The following is an 18530-nucleotide window of genomic DNA, read 5'->3' on the forward strand; positions in this document are numbered from 1 at the left end:
TAACGCAACACGAGAGGATGATCAGGCATGACCATGCTCAATCCGGACACGGGGTCCGTCCTGCGCACCAGCTACCAGAAGGCCGTTGCCGAGTACTGGAACAACAACCCGAACGACGACCGGGTCAATGTCAAACTCGGTGAGGTCGACGGACTCTTCCACCACCACTACGGCATCGGCGACCCCGATCAGGCGACGCTGGCCGGGCCCGAGGACACCCGCGAAGAGCGGCTCGTCGAGGAACTACACCGGCTGGAGACCGCGCAGGCCGCGCTGCTGCTGGACCACCTCGGCGATATCCGGCCGGGCGATCGACTGCTGGACGGCGGATCCGGCCGCGGCGGTACCAGTTTCATGGCCAATCAGCGGTTCGGCTGTCAGGTCGACGGCGTCACCATCTCCGAATATCAGGTCGGCTTCGCCAATGATCAGGCCGCGCATCGCGGTGTGGCGGACAAAGTGCGTTTCCACTTCCGGAACATGCTGGACACCGGCTTCGACACCGGATCGATGCGCGGCATCTGGACCAACGAAACCACCATGTACGTCGATCTCGCCGAGCTGTTCGGCGAATTCTCCCGGCTGCTCGAATCGGGTGGCCGCTACGTCTGCGTCACCGGCTGCTCCAACGATGTCAACGGCGGGCGCTCGTCCTCGGTCAGCTGGATCGACGCCCACTACGGCTGCATGATCCATCCGCGCAGCGAGTATTTCCGGGCCATGGCCGACCACAATCTGGTGCCGATCAATGTGATCGATCTGACCGCGGCCACCATCCCCTACTGGGAGCTGCGCACCGAATCCGAGCTCGCGACCGGTGTGGAGAAGCCGTTCCTGACCGCCTACAAGGAGGGCAGCTTCCAGTACCTGCTCATTGCCGCCGATAAGGTGGGCCGGTGACGGAAACGCTGACCAAGCCGATCACCGACCGCGAGGCCCTGCCCGTCGAACTCGTCGACGATGCCGGGTGCGCGGTCGGTGCGTGCCCGGTGGCGCAGGCTCATACCGCGCCGGGACTGCTGCACCGCGCGTTCTCGGTGCTGCTCTACGACGACGCGGGGCGGGTGCTCTTGCAGCAGCGTGCCGCGGTGAAGACGCGGTTTCCACTGCTGTGGGCCAATACCTGCTGTGGGCATCCGGCGCCGGATGAGCCGGTGGCGGCGGCCGCCGCGGTCCGGCTGGCCGAGGAGTTGGGGTTGGCCACCGCACTCACCGAGGTCGGCATCTTCCGGTATCACGCCGAGGATTCCGCGACCGGTCGCGTAGAACACGAATGGGATCACGTGCTCATCGGCCAATTGAGTGCGGAGTTCTTGCGCACCGCCGCGCTGCGACCCGATCCGGCCGAAGTCGCCGACTACGCGTGGATCCAACCGGATGCACTACGCGACGCGATCGCCGACCATCCCGAGAGCTACACACCGTGGCTGCTGGGTGTGCTCGAGATCGCGGACGAGGCGGTACGGGTTATCTGAGAAGTCAGTCCCGCTACTCGGCCGATGCCGGTGCGCCGGGCCGCGGCCGAGGCCGAGGCAGCCAGATCATCTCCGGCGTCATCTCGTAGTCGGTGCTGATCCGCTTGTGGCTGCCCGGTCCAGCGGGACTCGCCGTCCGCGTGGTTGCCAGCGGGTGGCAGTGCGGATGCTGGACCGATGCCGTGTGGGGCGGAGGACGGAACTCGATCCCGGCGCTCGCCTTGGCGCGACGGCCGCGTCGTGGCATGCGTGCGAGCACGGACGACGGTCGCAATCCGAGCTTCGTCACCTCCGCTGGCGGTAGAGCGAGCTGAGCATGAGCTGTCCCCTCGCCTCTTTGCTGCTTCTTTGGAGCGACACGTGCGGGTCTGCCCGCAGCCGCTGCCCCCTCGTGGGCTCTCATGTGTGAATGCGCATATCTATGTTTCAGCAAGTATTCAACGCTCGTAACCCGATGCGGCGGTTGTCACACTGCACAAAACCTTCGAGATTTCACAGGAACGGCACAGTGTGCAGCCAGGTCCGACTTGGATCCTCGATCGGGTACGAGCTTGTGGAATTAGTGAGGTGCACGATGGTCGAACTCGAAGTCGCGGACGACAAGGTGACGGTTCGTGTACTCGGCGGGCACCGTCTGCTGGCGCTACGCGAGCAGGTGACCTTCGATCTGTCCGATATCACCGATATCACCACCGCACCGGTCGACCTGCGCCCCCCGTGGGTCCGCGCGCCCGGCACCTTCTTTCCCGGCGTGATCGCGGCGGGCACCTACCGGGGTAAGGGCCGAAAAGAGTTCTGGGACACCACCTTCAACGGCCAAGCCATTCTCATCGACCTCGCCGGCCCCGGCTTCACCCGCCTCGTCGTCGACGTCGACGATCCCGACGCCGCCATGCGCTCCCTCAGCGCAGCCGCCGCCTGACCGAAATCCACGCCCCACTCAGGAGTTCGAGCCGAACGACCACAGCGGCCCGGTATACGGCTTGGGCGGCGGAGTGGCGAACTCTCCCCTCCCCGATTTGCGCAGGCCGAGGGTGATCAGCGACTGCACGGTGAGCGTGGCGGCGGCGACGCCGTCGATCACCGGAACGCCGATCTCGTCGCGAATGTGGTTGCACAGGTCCGCCATTCCCGCGCACCCGAGCACGATCGCGTTGGAGCCGTCGGCGTCCACGGCATCGCGGCAGGCCTCGGTGACGATTTTGCGGGCGTCCGGATCGGTCTCCAGCGCGAGCACCGGAATTTCGCAGGCGTGCACGCCGCGGCAGTGACGCCGCATGCCATAGCGGTCCACCAGATCGGTGGCGCGGCCGATGGTACGGCTCAGTGTGGTGACGATGCTGAAGCCGCAGCCGAGATGGCCGGCCGTGTGCATGGCCGCCTCCGCGATGCCGATTACCGGGCCGCTGGCCAGTTCACGGGCCGCGTCCAGGCCCGGATCGCCGAAGCAGGCGATCACATAGCCGTCGACCCCCTCCTGCTCTCCGCGCCGAATGGCGGCCAGCACGCCTGGGACGCTGAGGGCTTCGTCGTAGTGACTCTCGATCGAGGTGGGCCCCATCTCGGCGGTGACCGCGTCGAGCAGTGTGCCTCGGCCCGCTACGGCCTCGGCACACCGCTCGATCGTGTCGGTCATCGCCCGCGTGGTGTTCGGGTTGACGACCCGGATGCGCATCAGGCGGCGACCCCCTCGACTGCCAATCGGGTTCGCGTAGCCAGTAGGTAGTACGCGACGAAGCCGAGGCCGCAGCCGATGAACCAGCTGTAGTGCGCGGCGGTGTACATGCCGGTGACGTCCTTGGCGAGCACGGGGATCACCGCGACGATCGCGCCGACGGCCGTGGCGATGATCGCCGCGGGGTTGTAACCCTTGCTGTACCAATAGGTTCCGGTCTCCGACCGGGTGAACAGGTCGTCGATTACTACCCGCTGCTTGCGCACCAGGTAGTAGTCGGCGATGAGCACGCCGAACAGCGGGCCGATGAACGCTCCGAGCACCTCGAGGGTGTAATGGATGACCTCTGGGTTGTTGTAGAGGTTCCACGGCGTGATCAGGATCGAGCCGACCGCGGCGATCATGCCGCCCGCGCGCCAGCTGATCCGCTGCGGGCTGACATGGGAGAAGTCGAAGGCCGGGGAGATGAAGTTGGCGACGATATTGATCCCGATAGTGGCGATGGTGAAGGTCAACGCGCCCAGCACGATCGCGAAGGTGCTGTCGATGCGCGCCACCGTCGCGACGGGATCGGTGATCAGCTCACCGTAGACCGGGACGGTCAGCGATGCGGTGATCACGACCAGCAGCGAGAACAGCAGAAAGTTGACCGGCAGCCCGAGCAGATTGCCGCGCCGCACCGCGGCGAAACTCTTTCCGTAGCGGGAGAAGTCGCCGAAGTTCAGCATCGGGCCGGAGAAGTACGAGACCACCAGTGCGATCGCGCCGAGCATGACCGGTACCGAAGCCCAACCGGTGTACTTCACCTCGCCCAGTTTCAGATCGATGGCACTCCAGCCCGCCTTGGCGATCAAATACCCGCAGAGCAGGAACATCACGACGTACACAGCGGGACCGCAGAAGTCGATGAACTTCCGGATCGATTCCATGCCACGCCAGAACACACCGGCCTGCACCCCCCACAGCAGCAGATAGCTGCCCCACCCGAGCAGCGAAAGTCCCAGGAATCCATAGTCATCCGCGACCGCGTACGGCGCCGATCCCGGAAATAGCTTCACCAGAACGACATCCAGCGCCGCCGAGGCGAGGAAGGTCTGAATTCCGTACCAGGCGACAGCGATCAAGCCGCGGATAATAGCCGGAATATTCGCGCCGAGCACCCCGAATGCACTGCGGCACATGACCGGATACGGCACGCCGGTGACCTGGCTCGGCTTGGCGACCAGATTGCAGAAGAAATAGACGATCGTGATACCGATCAGCAGCGCCGTGAGCACCTGCCAACTGGCCAGTCCGAGCGCGAACAGGCTGCCCGCGGTGACGTAGCCGCCGACGCTGTGCACGTCCGACATCCAGAAGGCGAAGATGTTGTAGGAACCCCAGGTCTGCTTGCGCAGCGGTGCCAGGTCCGCATTGGTCAGTCGTGGGTCGTAGGCGGGTGCCGGCGATGCCGCGGGTGCGACCGGTGTGGTGAGCGTTTCGGTCATGGTGTGTCCCATCCGAGGGCGAAACTGTGATCGAAACGACGGTAGAAACCACGCATTGCCCGGCCATTGCGCAGTTATTGCCCGGCTATTGCGCGACAGATATATCTTCCGGTGCGAGCAGACCGGTATCGGTGGGCAGCGTCGTAATGACCGTCTCCAACCTGCGGTGATGCCGTTCGGCCGCGAGCAGCAGGCGATCCACGTCGCATGCCATGAACGCGTCGAGCATCAAGGCGTGATCGGTATGCAGGCGCACCCGGTCGGCACGGCCGATGTGCACCATCGACTGCACCGGCTCGGTGACATTCCAGGCCGACTCGAGCATGTGCAGGAGCCGGAACATGCGCGACGGTTTGGTCATTGCCACGTGGAAATCGCGCGATCGGCGATGATAGGCGACCGGGTCGTCGTCCCGAATCGCCTGTTCCAGTAGCGAATTCACCTCGAGCAGGTGGGCGCGGTCGGCAACGGTGGCATTGCGCGCGGCCGCCGCCAGTGAGGCGGTTTCGAGGGTCTCGCGCACGATATACATTTCGCGCAGCTCATTGGGGGTCAGCTGGGCAACCGCGTACCCGCCGTGTGGCCGATGCGTGACCAGCCCCTCCCCGATCAGCGTCTTGAGCGCCTCCCGCACCGGGATATGGCTGACGCCGAACAATTCGGCGACCTCGCGCAGCGGGATGACGGTGCACGGCGGCACGGCCCCATCGAGAATCACCCGGCGGAGTTCGCCGAGGATCACTTGCGGTCGGCCCGGTTCATCGACAACTAGCCTCGCGAGCAGCGCCGATCGTCGTCTCGGTGGCATGCGGCCACGCTATGCGAGCCGTGTTGCGATCGCGGTCCCGGATGTGACGGTCAGGAAACGTTCACCGTACCGACCGGTCGCGTGTTTGGATATCGACACCATAGGAGGCTCCGTCACCGCCGTGCCATGCTGTTAGTCGGTCGAACGACAGAGGTATTCCGATGACACTTACGACAACGCAGTCGGTGGATCGTCGCTATGTGCGTCTGGTCGCCGAATTCGACACGCTGTTCCGACGCCCCAGCGACGGCGGCGGCGCACTCGTGGTCTACCAGCACGGCAAACCGGTGGTGGATGTGTGGGCCGGGTTCGCGCATCCCGGCGTGCCATGGGCCGCCGATACCGTGGCCATGGCCTACTCCACCGGAAAGGGTGTGGTCTCGACGCTGGCCCACCGACTCGCCGAGCGCGGACTGTTCGATTACGACGAGCCGGTCGCCACCTACTGGCCCGAATTCGCGGCGGCGGGTAAGCAGCGCATCACGGTCCGGGAAATGCTGACGCACCGGGCGGGTCTGCACCGGTTGCGTGAGCTGCTGCCGGGACCGGTGGAGCGGTTCTTCGACGACGCCGAGGTCACCGCCGCCCTCGCCGCCTGCTCCCCCGATCCGCGCCACACCTACACCAGCGGCTATCACGGAATTTCCTTCGGGCATCTGGTCGCCGAGCTCATCCGCCGGGTCACCGGCGCGGACTTCACCGAGGTTCTGCGCACCGAAATCGCGGAACCGCTTGCCGCGGAAGAACTCTGGTTCCGCGTGCCGGAAGCCGAGCGCGGTCGGATCGCCACCAACTTCCCCCGGCTGACCGTCGCCGGAATGAGTTGGGAAAACAGTGCCCGACTCATGGGCCGGACCCGTTTCGCGGCGGCCGCGGAGACCACCCCGCGCGGGTTCGCCGATTTGGTTTCGGATCCGCGCCTGCACGATTCGGTCATGCCGGGCGTCAATGGCGTGTTCTCCGCGCGTGCGCTGGCCAGGATGTACAGCGCGCTCGCGACCGATGGTCGCCTCGGGGACTTCCAGCTGTTGCGCCCGGAAACCGTCGAGCAGATCACCCAGCGTCAGGTCTTCACTCCCGATTACGTTCTCGCCTTCCGCATTCCGTGGGCACTGGGCTACCACGGCGTTCCGATGAAGCCCTCGAAGGCCGAACCCGTCTCGGCCTTCGGCCATTTCGGGCTCGGCGGCTCCGGTGCGTTCGCCGATCCGGCGACCGGGATGTCGCTGGCTTTCGTCACCAACCGTCTCGGCGGGAAGCTCACACCGCTGGGCGATGCTCGGTTGGCGCGTCTCGGAACAATTGCGCACAACCTTGCAAAGGCGGGGTGACTGGAGGACCGTGGCCCAGCAGCCACTCCTAGAGGCAAGGCACCGGTCTCAGCACCCGAAGGTGGCGACCATCGGGGTATGCGGCAACTTCCTCCCGTTGACAGGGCCATCGGGCTCAGCGACGAAGGCAGAGTTTGGCCTCAGCACCGCTGCGCACAATCATCGGATGATTTCGACATGTCGCCCCGCATTCGGCGTGGGGGCTGGCAGCATGGGCGCATGGAGTTGCTGGGACTGGAGCGGATCGAGGCGGCCGCGGCGGCATTGGCGCCGGTGATTCGCCGGACGCCGGTGGTTGCGTCACGGGTGTTATCCGAATGCGCCGCGACCGAGGTGCGGCTGAAGTGCGAGAACTTGCAGCGGACCGGATCGTTCAAGCCGCGGGGTGCGTACTTCCGGATCGCGAATCTTCCGGCGGCGGATCGGGCGCGGGGCGTGGTGGCGGCCAGTGCCGGAAATCATGCGCAGGGGGTGGCATGGGCCGCCGCCACCCTGGGGATTCGGTCGACAGTATTCATGCCGGTTGGTGCGTCGCTGCCCAAGTTGGTGGCTACCAAGGCGTATGGGGCCGAGGTGCGACAGGTCGGTGAGACCGTCGACGACTCACTGGACGCCGCATTGGATTTCGCCGAGCGGACCGGTGCGACGCTGATCCATCCGTTCGACCACGCCGATATCGTGGCCGGACAGGCGACGGTGGCCTTGGAGATCATCGAGCAGATGCCGGATGTCGGGACGGTGCTCGTGCCGACCGGCGGTGGCGGGCTACTGGCCGGGGTCGCCATCGCACTGCACCATGTCGCACCGCAGGTGCGAGTGGTGGGGGTGCAGGCGGCGGAGGCGGCGGCGTGGCCGGATTCGCTGGCGGCGGGTAAGCCGGTGCGGGTGGCGCGCATGTCGACCATGGCCGACGGTATCGCGGTCGGGCTGCCGGGTCAGGTGCCGTTCGCGCATGTCGCAGCGCATGTGCCCGCGGTGGTGACAGTGGAAGAGGATGCGCTGTCCAAGGCGCTGCTGCTGTGCCTGGAACGGGCGAAGCTGATCGTCGAGCCAGCGGGCGCCGCGGCGGTGGCAGCCCTGATGAGTTGTGCACCCGACGAACTCGGACTGCAGGGGCCAGTGTGCGCGATTCTGTCCGGCGGCAATATCGACCCCATGATGCTGACCAGGATCATCGGACACGGCCTGGGTGCCGCTGGCCGCTATCTCGCTGTACGCGTGACGATTTCGGATCGTCCGGGTGCGCTGAGCGGGCTGCTCGCGGTGGTCGGCAAGACCGGCGCGAGCGTCGTGGATGTGGTGCATTCACGGACCGGCGGATGGCTCGCCGTCGATGAGGTCGAGGTATCGCTGACCTTGGAGACGCGCGGCCCGACCCATCGTGACGATGTGCTCACCGCATTGGAGAATTCTGGCTACACCGTGCGCGTGGAGGACTGAGCGCAGGGCGACCGGCCGCGCTGAACGTGCACTTTTCGCGAACCCGACGGGCATTTCCGGATTCGTCGAAAAGTACACGCTCAGTACAGTTCCGGGTGGATCGTCAGCACTTCCGCTTGTAGAAGTACTTCGAGTTCGCATCCATATCGGCCTGCGTGATCGCCACCATATCGGTTTGAATATTGCGGGTGACCGGCTTACCTTCCAGCGCGGCGGCGGCCTGGTCGACGCCCTTGGCGCCGATCCCACCCGGATCCTGGGCGATAAGTGCCTGTACCGTACCGGCTTTCAGATCCTCGACCTGTTTCGGGCTCGCGTCGAAGCCGACCAGTTTGACCTGGCCGAGCTTATTCGCATTGCGCAGTCCGGTGGCCGCGCCCTCGGCCGAGCTCAGGTTGGTGGCGAAGATGCCCGCTAGGTCGGGATGGGCCGCCAGGGTTGCGGTGACGATCGAAGCAGCTTGTGCCGCTTCGTTATTGTTGTACTGCACCCCGAGCGAGGTAATGCCCGGGAAGGCCTTCACCGCATCTTCGAACCCCTGCGCACGCGCATCGGTGGTGGAGGTTCCGGCCTTGGTGTTGATCACCAGCACCGGCCCCTTGTCGCCGATCAGCTCGGCCAGGGTCTGCGCCGCGAGTTCGCCGCCCTTTTTGTTATCGGAGGCGATCGACGACAATGCGATGGAAGTGTCGTCCAGGGCAGTATCTACCTCGATAATTTTGATCCCGGCGTCTTTGGCCTGTTTGATCGGATTCGCCATCGCCGTCGCATGGGTCGGGGCGATCAGAATGCCGCCGGGCTTATTGGCCACCACACCGGTCAGCACCGGAGTCTGCGCGCCAGCGTCGAATTTCGTCGGCGCCTGCGTCTCCAGTTTGTAGCCGAGTTTATTCGCCTCGTCCTGTGCGCCGCACTGCATGGAGATGTAGAACGGTTCGTCGGCGACGCCGGGAATCAACACCAATTTCTTGGTATCCGTTCCGCCGGAATTACTCACCGACCCACTACATCCCACCACCAGCGCGCCGACCGCCGCCATCGCGCCGATCACCACCGCGGTCCGCTTCGCCACCCTCATCTGGCTACCTCCGCCTTATTTTCTCATCGCGCAGTGTTGTAACTGCTTACCTCTCTACTTGCGGTCCCGGGCCCGGCGGCGTAGCTGGTCGAACCACACCGCCCCGACCAGGACCGCGCTCACCGCGATCGGCTGCCAGAACACCGGCACCCCCGCGATGACGAAACCCTTGCGCAGCACCGACGGAATGAAGACACCGATGACCGTGCCGACAATCGTGCCGATACCACCGAAAAGACTGGTGCCGCCGATGACGACACCGGCGATGGCATCGAGATTGTCGGTGCCGTGCCCACCGATGGTGGTGGTGCCGAAGTAGGCCAGATTCATGAATCCGGCCAGCCCGGCCAGTAATCCGGTCATCAGATAGACCAGCACGAGGTGGCGGGTGACCGCGATACCCGAACGCCGCGCGGCCTCCTCATTGGAACCGATCGCGTAGGTGTAGCGGCCGAATCGAGTGGTGTGCAGCACCCACGCGGCGAGCAGCGTCACCGCGGTGGCGACCAGCACCAGATTCGGCACCCCGCCCAGCGATGTACCGAAACCCAGGGAATTGCGGAGTTTATCGGGGACGGTTCTGGTGTCGACGCCGCCGGTGATCAGTTGCGCCGCACCGAGTGCCGCGCCGAATGAACCGAGTGTGACGATCAGCGGCGGAATCTTGGCCTTGGCCACCAGAAGTCCATTGAGCAGACCCCAAATGCCGCCGCCGACAACGGACATGAGGAAGCCGAGACCAATGATCCCCCAGCCCGCCGCGGTGGCGTTCTCATCGGGGCTCAGCCATTCCATCGTCTTCGCGCCGAGCACTCCGGCGAAGATCAGCACCATGCCGACGGAGAGGTCGATGCCGGAGGTGATGATCACGAAGGTCATCCCGACCGAAAGAACCAGCAGCACCGAGGTTTCGATCAGCAGCGTCTGGAGGGTGAAGCGGGTCGGGAAGGCATCGGGACGGATGACGCTGAAGACCACGCACAGTGCCACGAGCACCACACCGATCCACAGTGTGCTCGCGCCGAGCAGTCGTTGCAGGACAGTGCGTTCCGGCAGGTCGGGGCCGCCATTGGCCTCGACGGTCGCGGCTTTGGGCCCACCAGTTGTCGAATCGCTGTGCGATGGCTCGCGCCCACCCGTCACCCGACCGCCGCCCCTCATCGAATCGCTTCGCGATGCCTCGCTCATTTGGCGTCCTCATGTGACAGCGCTCCGGTCATCGCGCCGACCAGCTGCTCGAGCGTGGCATCGGAAGCGACGAACCGAGCGACGCGCTTACCGAGGCGCAGCACTTCGATCCGGTCGGCCACGGCCAGCACCTCCGGCATATTGTGGCTGATCAGCACGACGGCAATGCCCTGATCGCGCACCTTGCGGATCATGTCGAGCACCCGCTCGCGCTGCACCACGCCGAGGGCCGCGGTCGGCTCGTCCATGAAGACGACCTTGCTGGCCCACATCACCGCGCGCGCCACCGCCACGCTCTGGCGCTGACCGCCCGAGAGCGCGCCGATCGGCACATCGGTGCGCTGCAAGGTGACGCCGAGTCGCCGGAAATGTTCGACGGCCTGGGTTCGCATCGCGCTCTTGTCGAGCATGCCGAGTCTGCCCGCCACTCCGCGGCGGACCAGTTCCCGGCCGAGAAACAGATTCGCGGCCGGGTCCAGATCGGGCGCGACGGCGAGGTCCTGGTACACCGTTTCGACGCCGAGTTTGCGGGCGGAGGTCGGCGTGCTGAGCACGGTTTCCGTGCCGTCGAGCAGGATTGCCCCCGAATCCGGTTGTTCGGCCCCGGAAAGGCATTTCACCAGGGTGGACTTGCCCGCGCCATTGTCGCCGATCAATGCGACGACCTCACCGGCGCGCACCTGAAAGTTGGCTCCCCGCAACGCCTCGACGCTGCCGTAGCGTTTCACCAGGGCCTGGGCCTCGAGGACCACATCGCCCGCATCCGATGCCATATCGTCACCCACGTCGAGTCAGGTGAGCAAGCGTCCAATCCATCGGCCGATGCTACGTTCGCCGCCACCTCTCATGGGACGAATTCGGCAAAATGCGCAGGGCGCAACGAGACCGATCAGTCCCACCAGAAGCGCCAGAGCTGTCGCATCATGGACTCGGCCAGTTCATCGAGTGAATCGCGATCCTGTTCTGCCGCATCCGCGCAGTACAGATACCCCTCGAGTGCCAGTGCGAGCGCACTGCCTTCACTCAGCTCCGGCTCGTGTTCGACACGCAGCCACAGGGTGTCGGACTCCAGCGCGACGAGCTCACCTCCGCGCTCCGACGCCGCCCACCGCCGCAGCACCAGCGCGTGATCGGCACCGTCGATATCGTGGTTCAGCGCGCCCGACCATTGCAGTTCGTAGGGAACCAGCCAGGAATTCGCGGCGGGCACCAGCGCCAGTTGATCGAACTCCTCGCAATCGTCGCGGACATTCCAGACATCCGCCCAATCGAATCCTTCGTAGTCGTAGAGCTCGAGATCCAGATCGGCCCAATCCGGTCCGCCCCGGGGAATCGACCCATCCTCGGTCGACAGCTCGCGATACTGTTCGCGGAGCCAGTCCGCACCGTCGGTCTTCGCGATGAGTTCCGGAACCGACAGGTCGCGCGAACGCTCCCAACCGTGCTCGGGGCCGGTCCGGTACCAGGTATCGGTCTTGGTCAGCAGCGGCCACAGTCCGGTCTTCGGATGCACATCCCGCACCTGCTCCCACAATCCGGTCGCCGGGTAGCCCGGCTCGGTCGATACCACCCACACCGGAGCTCCGGACACCGTTCGCTCGACCACCGACGCCGCCGGAAGCTCGATTCCGTACGCCGACAACGCCTCCACCGGGTCATTGCCCGCGAACGGCACCGCCGGGGGCTGCGCCTGCCTATCCGGTGTGAAGGTCCCTGCCCCGAAATGTCTCCTCATGAGTCGCCATTCAACAGCCACACCCCGACAAGTTCCGGGCGGATGTCATTGCGCACCACCGAGTTCCAGCGCCAAGACGCCGACAATCACCAGTGCGATGCCGCCGACCTGGATCAACGAGAGCCGCTCATCGAGGAACAGCACACCGATGACCGCAATGGCCGCGACGCCGACCGCAGACCAGATGCCGTAGGCGACGCCGATCGGCATGCCACGTTTCAGCGCCTGGGAAAGGAAGAAGAAGGCCGAGCCGTAGCCGATGACCACGATGATCGAGGGCACCAGTTTGGTGAAACCCTCGGACAGCTCGAGGGATACGGTCGCGGTGATCTCGGAGGCGATGGCCAGCGCGAGCAGCAGCAGGGTCATTCGCGCAGCGTAAACCGGGCGGGCAGGTTGCTGACAAGCGGTTGTGGCCGCAAGGTTTCGGGTGCCTCGATGACAAGGTCGACAACGCAGACTTCGGTAGCCGGATGCGCGGCGGATCCGGTACCGGCGCGTTCGCCCACCGCGACGGTAGTCGGACGAGGAGGAGCCATGGACGCAGCGGTCATCGCACTGATCGGCGCGCCGATTGTGCTGGTTGTCACGCTGTTGGCCGTGGCGATCCCGTTGTTGATGCGCGCCGAACGCGCCCGCCGGGCGGGCCTGTGGCAGTGGGCGACTCAGCACGGGTGGACCTTCGCGGAGAGCTCGCGGGCACCGTGGATGTCGCGCCTGCCCGGGCACCGCCGACAGCGCCTCGGCGTGACCCTGACCGGGCAATTCGGTGGCCGCTGGGTAACTGTGGCGGACTATTCGTACGAGACGACCTCAACGAACGCGGATTCCACCACCACTCACACGCACCGCTTCATCGCGGTGGTGGTGCTGCTGGACCGCCCAATGCCCTCGGCTTTGGTACACCGCCGAGGGGCGATGTCCAAGCTCAGCCGATCGCTATTCGGCGATAGGCCGACCGCGACCGGCAATGACTGGTTCGACTCTCGATTCCGAATCGCCGCGGCCGATCCCGACTACGCCCGCTGGCTGGTCGGCAAACCACTGCGCGACGCACACCTCGCCGGAGCCGTCCCCGACTGGAGCCTCGCCGGTCGGGAGCTGCTGACCTACACCCCCGGCCAATTGCGTGATCCGAATGCGATTCCGGCGCTTGCCGCACCGCTGGCGCATGTGGCGGATTTGTTGGGCCGTTGAAGTTCTCAGGACGCATGCCGCGCTGCGCGCAGGTGCCGATCGCAGTGTGTCGCAGGATATTCCGGCTCGCGAGAATCGCGCACGACAGCGGAGCCGCTGGCACCAGCCCTGATGCGACCCCAGGGCTCGACGACTACCCGCGCAGGCCGCGCAATTCCGAGACCGTGTGCCGGATCTCGTCGAGCTGAGCCGCCACCTGCACACCCGCGGTGCCGCCACGGGCATTGCGGGAGGCGATCGAGCCCTGCACGGTGAGTACTTCCCGAACCTGCGGCGTCAGCGCCGGATCGACGGCGGCGAACTCCGCATCGGTCAGCTCGTCGAGGCCGACGCCCCGCCCCTCGGCGGCGCGCACGCACGCACCGGCCGCCTCGTGCGCGACGCGGAACGGAACACCCTGCCGGACAAGCCATTCGGCGATATCGGTAGCGAGGGTGAACCCGGCGGGTGCGAGTTCGGCCATGCGGTCGGTGTGGAAGGTCAGGGTCGAGACCAGGCCCGCGATCGCCGGGAGCAGCAGCTCCAACTGGGCGACCGAATCGAACAGGGGCTCCTTATCCTCTTGGAGGTCCCGGTTATAGGCCAGCGGTTGGGCTTTCAGCGTCGCCAGCAGTCCGGTCAGGTTGCCGATGAGGCGACCGGCCTTACCGCGGGTGAGCTCGGAGACATCCGGATTCTTCTTCTGCGGCATGATCGACGAGCCGGTGGACCAGGCGTCGGCGAGGGTGACGTAGCCGAATTCCGGTGTGCTCCAGATGATCACCTCTTCGGCCATCCGGCTGAGGTCGACACCGATCATGGCGAGCACGAACGCCGCTTCGGCCGCGAAATCGCGTGCGGAGGTGGCATCGATCGAATTCGCCGCCGCGGCATGGAAATCCAGTTCGGCCGCGATGGCTTCCGGATCCAGTCCGAGCGAGGAACCGGCCAGCGCGCCGGATCCGTAGGGCGAGACCGCCGCGCGCTTGTCGAAGTCGCGCAACCGATCGATATCGCGCAGCAGCGGATGCGCGTGCGCGAGCAGATGGTGCGCGAGCAGCACCGGCTGCGCGGCTTGCAGATGCGTCTTACCCGGCATCACCGCGTCCGGGTGCGCGGCGGCCTGGGCGACCAGCGCGTCGACGATATCGAGCAGTCCGGCGGCGATCCGGCGGGCCGCATCACGCAGCCACATCCGAAACAGCGTGGCCACCTGGTCATTACGCGAACGCCCGGCCCGCAGTCGCCCGCCGAGTTCGGCGCCGACCCGATCGATCAGCCCACGCTCCAGTGCGCCGTGCACATCCTCATCCGCCTCCGCCGGGACGAAAGAGCCCGATTCCACGTCCGCCGCAAGCTGATCCAGTCCGGCCAGCATGGCGGCGAGATCGCTCTCCGACAGCAGCCCGGCCTTGTGCAGCACCCGCGCGTGCGCCTTCGACGCGCGAATATCGTAGGGAGCCAGCGCCCAGTCGAACTGGGTCGACTTGCTCAGCGCGGCCATCGCCGCGGCCGGTCCGGACGCGAAACGTCCGCCCCAGAGCGCCCCTTCGTTGGTGCTGCCGCTCTGCGTCATCGTGTGCTGTCTCCTCCGGGTCGTCGGGCGTTGAACAAAATGTGGGTCTTCAGGCCGGCCGCGGCCAGGTCGGATACCTCCCGGCCCCGGCTGCGCAGCACCTCGGCCGGGTCGGCGCGCGACACCGTCCAGCCGTGTTCGGTGAACCAGTCGATCGGATCGCTGCGGCCCTCGTCGGAGTACCACAGTTCGCCGACATCGACCGTGACGTCGACCCCGGCGGATCGCGCCTCCTGCAACGCCTTGGCGTCCGGCGCGGAACCGGTCGAGCGGTAGATCGCGACCCGACTGCCCGGCGCGCTCAACGCTACGATGCTGTCGAACAGCCGGTCCTGGGCGTCCGCAGGGAGGTAGCGCAACAGTCCTTCGATCAGCCAGGCGGTCGGCGCGGTCGGATCGAAGCCATTGTCCCGCAACGCCGCTGGCCAATCCTCGCGCAGATCCACCGCGATCGCGCAGCGCTGCGCCGCGGGCGGGAAATCCGCCAGCGCGCTCTCCTTGAACTCCAGCACCTTCGGCAGATCCAGCTCGAAAACCGTTGTGCCGACCGGCCATTCGAGCCGATAGGCCCTGGCGTCGAGTCCTGCGGCGGGAACGACGATCTGCCGGATGCCGTCGGCGGCCGCCTCCTTGCAGTAGTCGTCGAGGTAGCAGGTGCGTGCGATCAGGGCCGAGATAAGGGGTCCCATCGACGCTATCGCGGCCTCCTCGAGATCCGGGATCTCGCCGCGCACGATGCGCGTCCAGGATTCCGAACCGACGGCAGTCACCAGTACTTCGGCATACGGGTCATGGAACAGTGCGTCCGGGCCGCGGCTCTCGGCGGCTCGCATTGCCGCGACGCCGAGGGCCGTGGCGCCCACGCTCGATTCGATATCCCAGCTGTCGTCGTCGGTCCGCATAGTGCTCCCTTCGGGTCGGCAACCGCTGCGCCGACCCGTTCGAGCCTAATGGTCACCGGCGGACGCAGTACGCCCTCAGTGCGCGCTGCTACTTCTGGTTCAGGTCACGACGCGCCGCGACCTTCGAGGACAGGCCGTGGATCTGCACGAAGCCCTTCGCCAGCGACTGGTCGAAGGTGTCGCCCTCGTCGTAGGTGGCCAGGTTGAAGTCGTAGAGCGACTGCTCGGAGCGGCGGCCGTTGACCACGACGGAACCGCCGTGCAGCACCATCCGGATCTCGCCGGTGACGTGCTGCTGGGTTTCGGCGACGAACGCGTCCAGCGCGCGCTTGAGCGGGGAGAACCACAGGCCGTCGTAGGCCAGCTCGCCCCAGCGCTGCTCGACCTGGCGCTTATAGCGGCCCAGCTCGCGCTCGATGGTGACATTCTCGAGCGCCTGGTGCGCGGTGATCAGCGCGATGGCGCCGGGGGCCTCGTAGATCTCGCGGCTCTTGATGCCGACGAGGCGGTCCTCGACCATATCGAGGCGGCCGACGCCCTGACGTCCGGCGCGGTGGTTCAGCTCGACAATCGCCTCGAGCACACTGACCGGGCGGCCGTCGATGGCGACCGGCACACCCTTGTCGAAGGTGACGATGAGTTCATCCGGCGCTTCGAAGTTGACCGTCGGATCCGAGGTGTAGTCGTAGACGTCCTTGGTCGGCGCGTTCCAGAGGTCCTCCAGGAAGCCGGTCTCCACCGCGCGACCCCACACGTTCTGGTCGATCGAGAACGGCGACTTCTTGGTGACATTGATCGGGAGCTGGTTCTCCTCGGCGAAGGCGATGGCCTTCTCCCGGGTCCAGGCGTAGTCGCGGACCGGCGCGATCACATTCAGATCGGGCGCGAGCGCACCGATGCCGACCTCGAAACGCACCTGGTCGTTGCCCTTACCGGTGCAGCCGTGCGCGACCGTGCTCGCGCCGTGGAACTTGGCGGCCTCCACCAGATGCTTGACGATGAGCGGGCGGCTGATCGCCGACACCAGCGGGTACTGGCCCATGTACATCGCGTTGGCCTGGATGGTCGGCAGGCAGTACTCGTTGGCGAACTCGTCGCGAGCGTCGACCACGATCGCCTCGACCGCGCCGCAGTCCAGCGCACGCTGGCGCACCACGTTCATATCCTCGCCGCCCTGGCCCAGATCAATGGCGACCGCCACGACCTCGGCGCCGGTCTCCTTGCCGATCCAGCTGATCGCAACGGAGGTATCGAGCCCACCGGAGTAGGCGAGTACGACGCGCTCGGACATGTCTATGTGCTCCTCGGTTTCGTGCTTGTCTGCAGGTCGTGCCCGCAGCCGCGGGCGGTGGGCGCGGCGCGCACCGAACGCGCCCATCGCACGTCAGGCGGCCCGCACCGTCATACAAATGATTATGCATGACGATGCAAGCCCATTCACACCCGGGTCCCGCTTGCCCCGTGCCCTACCCTTAGAACAACACCATCTGGGCGGGCAGAAGGATGTACGACATGCTGCACCTCATCGCAGGCGAATTCAGCACTCTCGGCAACGCGGTCCTCAACGTCGGACGCGCCCTCGTCGACTTGATCCAGGACATCATCAACGTAGGCGCCCCCGGCCACAATTCGCCGGGCGGTGGCGGCCGATACCCCTTCGGCTGAGCCGAAGCTCTTTCGGCCGGGCGGTCATCCTTGGCGGCTCGCGTATGCGCACGTCTCGAGGGTTGTGCCATGCTCGACGAAATCACCTGAGCTGCTTCCACTTCGGTGATTCCGCGGGTCCTCGTGCCGCGCTGCGGTCGGCTGGCGCGCCGTTGGCGATCGAGGCACGCAACTTGGGCTCGATCGGGGCAATTCGTGTCGACCAGTACACACCGGAACTGACGACCAGGATGCCGATTCGATTCGTGTCGACCCGGTCGTCGGTGGTGCGGAAGTCGATGACGGCCATGTACACCCGTGCGCGGGACAGCTCCGGCGTTGCGCACGCATCCAGATGCGATCCGACGGCTGCCGCACCGGCCGCATCGACGACTCCGGCCTGGGAGCAGTGCCGACGTGATCGCAAGTCCGAGCAGGCCGCGGACCGCACCGAAGCACCGTGAAAACATCGGCGGCTCAGGCTAGTGCCTCGATTTTGGCGGCTAGTTCGGCGCCGGTGAGAGGTTCGCGGGCGATGACGGCAATGGTGTCGTCGCCGGCGATGGTGCCGACGATGAACGGCAGGGCCGCTCGGTCCAGGGCGCTGGCCAGGTAGTGCGCGGCGCCGGGCGGAGTGCGCAGCACGGCGATGTTTCCGCTGGCGTCGGTGGAGACGAGGAGATCGCCGAGGAGTTTGGAGAGGCGGTCGGTGCCGCCGGTGACGCCGCGGACGGGGCTGCCGTCTTCGGGAACCACGTAGACGCCGGCACCGCCGTCGGCGGCGCGCAATTTCACCGCGCCGAGTTCATCGAGGTCGCGGGAGAGGGTGGCCTGGGTGGTTTCGATGCCTTCGGCGGCGAGCAGGGCGGCCAGTTCGGTTTGGCTGCGGACCGCGTGCGCGGTCAGCAGTTCGATGATTCGGGACTGCCGACCGGCTCGGGTGCGGGCAATGGCGGGAGCGGACTTACCGGCGTCGGGTTGGACGGTCATGACCACGCCTCGCCGATGCGTCTCG

The 18530-nt window shown here is 66.1% G+C and carries 21 protein-coding genes; 7 read left to right on the forward strand and 14 right to left on the reverse strand.

Annotation, left to right across the window (positions count from 1 at the left end):
* Positions 1–27 precede the first annotated feature (27 nt).
* The 3 genes from ACQP2D_RS29890 to ACQP2D_RS29900 all read left to right on the forward strand — a co-directional run bounded on the left by ACQP2D_RS29890 (position 28) and on the right by ACQP2D_RS29900 (position 2397).
* Complete coding sequence (locus tag ACQP2D_RS29890) at positions 28–900, forward strand: geranyl diphosphate 2-C-methyltransferase (RefSeq protein WP_433679261.1); 873 nt, start codon at positions 28–30, stop codon at positions 898–900.
* Positions 897–1475: an isopentenyl-diphosphate Delta-isomerase gene (idi, locus tag ACQP2D_RS29895; protein ID WP_433679262.1), complete on the forward strand. Its 579-nt coding sequence runs from the start codon at positions 897–899 to the stop codon at positions 1473–1475. Before ACQP2D_RS29890 ends, idi begins: the two co-directional genes overlap by 4 nt.
* A 574-nt stretch (positions 1476–2049) precedes the next feature.
* The gene (locus tag ACQP2D_RS29900; protein WP_433679263.1) at positions 2050–2397 is read left to right on the forward strand and encodes a hypothetical protein; all 348 of its coding nucleotides are present in this window, start codon (positions 2050–2052) and stop codon (positions 2395–2397) included.
* Positions 2398–2415: 18 nt separating this feature from the next.
* Here the strand turns inward: ACQP2D_RS29900 and ACQP2D_RS29905 are convergent, their stop codons facing one another.
* From ACQP2D_RS29905 to ACQP2D_RS29915, 3 genes are all read right to left on the reverse strand, one after another.
* Positions 2416–3150 (reverse strand): aspartate/glutamate racemase family protein, encoded by a 735-nt coding sequence (locus ACQP2D_RS29905; protein ID WP_433679264.1) that lies wholly within the window; start codon positions 3148–3150, stop codon positions 2416–2418.
* Positions 3150–4637, reverse strand: a complete 1488-nt coding sequence (locus tag ACQP2D_RS29910; RefSeq protein WP_433679265.1) for an NCS1 family nucleobase:cation symporter-1 — start codon at positions 4635–4637, stop codon at positions 3150–3152. Before ACQP2D_RS29910 ends, ACQP2D_RS29905 begins: the two co-directional genes overlap by 1 nt.
* Before the next feature lie 85 nt (positions 4638–4722).
* Complete coding sequence (locus ACQP2D_RS29915) at positions 4723–5445, reverse strand: GntR family transcriptional regulator (RefSeq protein ID WP_433679266.1); 723 nt, start codon at positions 5443–5445, stop codon at positions 4723–4725.
* A 161-nt stretch (positions 5446–5606) separates the two neighbouring features.
* Here ACQP2D_RS29915 and ACQP2D_RS29920 point away from each other — a divergent pair, with 161 nt between their 5' ends.
* Together ACQP2D_RS29920 and ilvA are read left to right on the forward strand one after the other, a co-directional pair.
* Positions 5607–6776: a serine hydrolase domain-containing protein gene (locus tag ACQP2D_RS29920; RefSeq protein WP_433679267.1), complete on the forward strand. Its 1170-nt coding sequence runs from the start codon at positions 5607–5609 to the stop codon at positions 6774–6776.
* Positions 6777–6995: 219 nt separating this feature from the next.
* A complete protein-coding gene (gene ilvA, locus ACQP2D_RS29925; RefSeq protein WP_433679268.1) occupies positions 6996–8216 on the forward strand; it encodes a threonine ammonia-lyase in 1221 nt (406 codons plus the stop codon).
* Positions 8217–8319: 103 nt separating this feature from the next.
* Here ilvA and ACQP2D_RS29930 read toward each other — a convergent pair whose 3' ends face one another.
* The 6 genes from ACQP2D_RS29930 to ACQP2D_RS29955 form a co-directional block, all read right to left on the reverse strand.
* Complete coding sequence (locus ACQP2D_RS29930) at positions 8320–9294, reverse strand: ABC transporter substrate-binding protein (protein WP_433679269.1); 975 nt, start codon at positions 9292–9294, stop codon at positions 8320–8322.
* 54 nt (positions 9295–9348) lie between these two features.
* Positions 9349–10482 carry an ABC transporter permease gene (locus ACQP2D_RS29935; protein ID WP_433679270.1) on the reverse strand — a complete coding sequence of 378 codons (1134 nt, stop codon included), beginning with the start codon at positions 10480–10482 and terminating at the stop codon, positions 9349–9351.
* On the reverse strand, positions 10479–11255 hold the full coding sequence (locus ACQP2D_RS29940) for an ATP-binding cassette domain-containing protein (RefSeq protein WP_433679271.1): 777 nt from the start codon (positions 11253–11255) through the stop codon (positions 10479–10481). Before ACQP2D_RS29940 ends, ACQP2D_RS29935 begins: the two co-directional genes overlap by 4 nt.
* A 116-nt stretch (positions 11256–11371) precedes the next feature.
* Positions 11372–12217 (reverse strand): DUF4253 domain-containing protein, encoded by an 846-nt coding sequence (locus ACQP2D_RS29945; protein WP_433679272.1) that lies wholly within the window; start codon positions 12215–12217, stop codon positions 11372–11374.
* Between the two features lie 45 nt (positions 12218–12262).
* Positions 12263–12586, reverse strand: a complete 324-nt coding sequence (locus tag ACQP2D_RS29950) for a DMT family transporter (protein ID WP_433679273.1) — start codon at positions 12584–12586, stop codon at positions 12263–12265.
* Complete coding sequence (locus ACQP2D_RS29955; RefSeq protein ID WP_433679274.1) at positions 12583–12756, reverse strand: hypothetical protein; 174 nt, start codon at positions 12754–12756, stop codon at positions 12583–12585. The genes ACQP2D_RS29950 and ACQP2D_RS29955 overlap by 4 nt, the downstream gene beginning before the upstream one ends.
* Here ACQP2D_RS29955 and ACQP2D_RS29960 point away from each other — a divergent pair.
* Positions 12755–13414, forward strand: coding sequence for a hypothetical protein (locus tag ACQP2D_RS29960; protein ID WP_433679275.1), 660 nt, complete (start codon positions 12755–12757; stop codon positions 13412–13414). The two genes, ACQP2D_RS29955 and ACQP2D_RS29960, sit on opposite strands and share 2 nt — an antisense overlap.
* A 133-nt stretch (positions 13415–13547) precedes the next feature.
* On the opposite strand, the gene argH is transcribed toward ACQP2D_RS29960, so the two are convergent.
* The 3 genes from argH to ACQP2D_RS29975 form a co-directional block, all read right to left on the reverse strand.
* On the reverse strand, positions 13548–14969 hold the full coding sequence (gene argH, locus ACQP2D_RS29965) for an argininosuccinate lyase (protein WP_433679276.1): 1422 nt from the start codon (positions 14967–14969) through the stop codon (positions 13548–13550).
* The gene (locus ACQP2D_RS29970; protein WP_433679277.1) at positions 14966–15871 is read right to left on the reverse strand and encodes a class I SAM-dependent methyltransferase; all 906 of its coding nucleotides are present in this window, start codon (positions 15869–15871) and stop codon (positions 14966–14968) included. The genes argH and ACQP2D_RS29970 overlap by 4 nt, the downstream gene beginning before the upstream one ends.
* 88 nt (positions 15872–15959) lie before the next feature.
* The gene (locus ACQP2D_RS29975; protein WP_433679278.1) at positions 15960–17162 is read right to left on the reverse strand and encodes an argininosuccinate synthase; all 1203 of its coding nucleotides are present in this window, start codon (positions 17160–17162) and stop codon (positions 15960–15962) included.
* Positions 17163–17383: 221 nt separating this feature from the next.
* Here ACQP2D_RS29975 and ACQP2D_RS29980 point away from each other — a divergent pair, with 221 nt between their 5' ends.
* Complete coding sequence (locus tag ACQP2D_RS29980; protein WP_433679279.1) at positions 17384–17536, forward strand: hypothetical protein; 153 nt, start codon at positions 17384–17386, stop codon at positions 17534–17536.
* An 82-nt stretch (positions 17537–17618) separates the two neighbouring features.
* Here the strand turns inward: ACQP2D_RS29980 and ACQP2D_RS29985 are convergent, their stop codons facing one another.
* Both ACQP2D_RS29985 and ACQP2D_RS29990 read right to left on the reverse strand, forming a co-directional pair.
* The gene (locus tag ACQP2D_RS29985) at positions 17619–17966 is read right to left on the reverse strand and encodes a hypothetical protein (protein ID WP_433679280.1); all 348 of its coding nucleotides are present in this window, start codon (positions 17964–17966) and stop codon (positions 17619–17621) included.
* Positions 17967–17992: 26 nt separating this feature from the next.
* Positions 17993–18505 carry an arginine repressor gene (locus ACQP2D_RS29990; protein WP_354953026.1) on the reverse strand — a complete coding sequence of 171 codons (513 nt, stop codon included), beginning with the start codon at positions 18503–18505 and terminating at the stop codon, positions 17993–17995.
* Between the last annotated feature and the right edge of the window lie 25 nt (positions 18506–18530).

The sequence above is a fragment of the Nocardia sp. CA-119907 genome, assembly GCF_050955995.1.
GTDB lineage: Bacteria > Actinomycetota > Actinomycetes > Mycobacteriales > Mycobacteriaceae > Nocardia.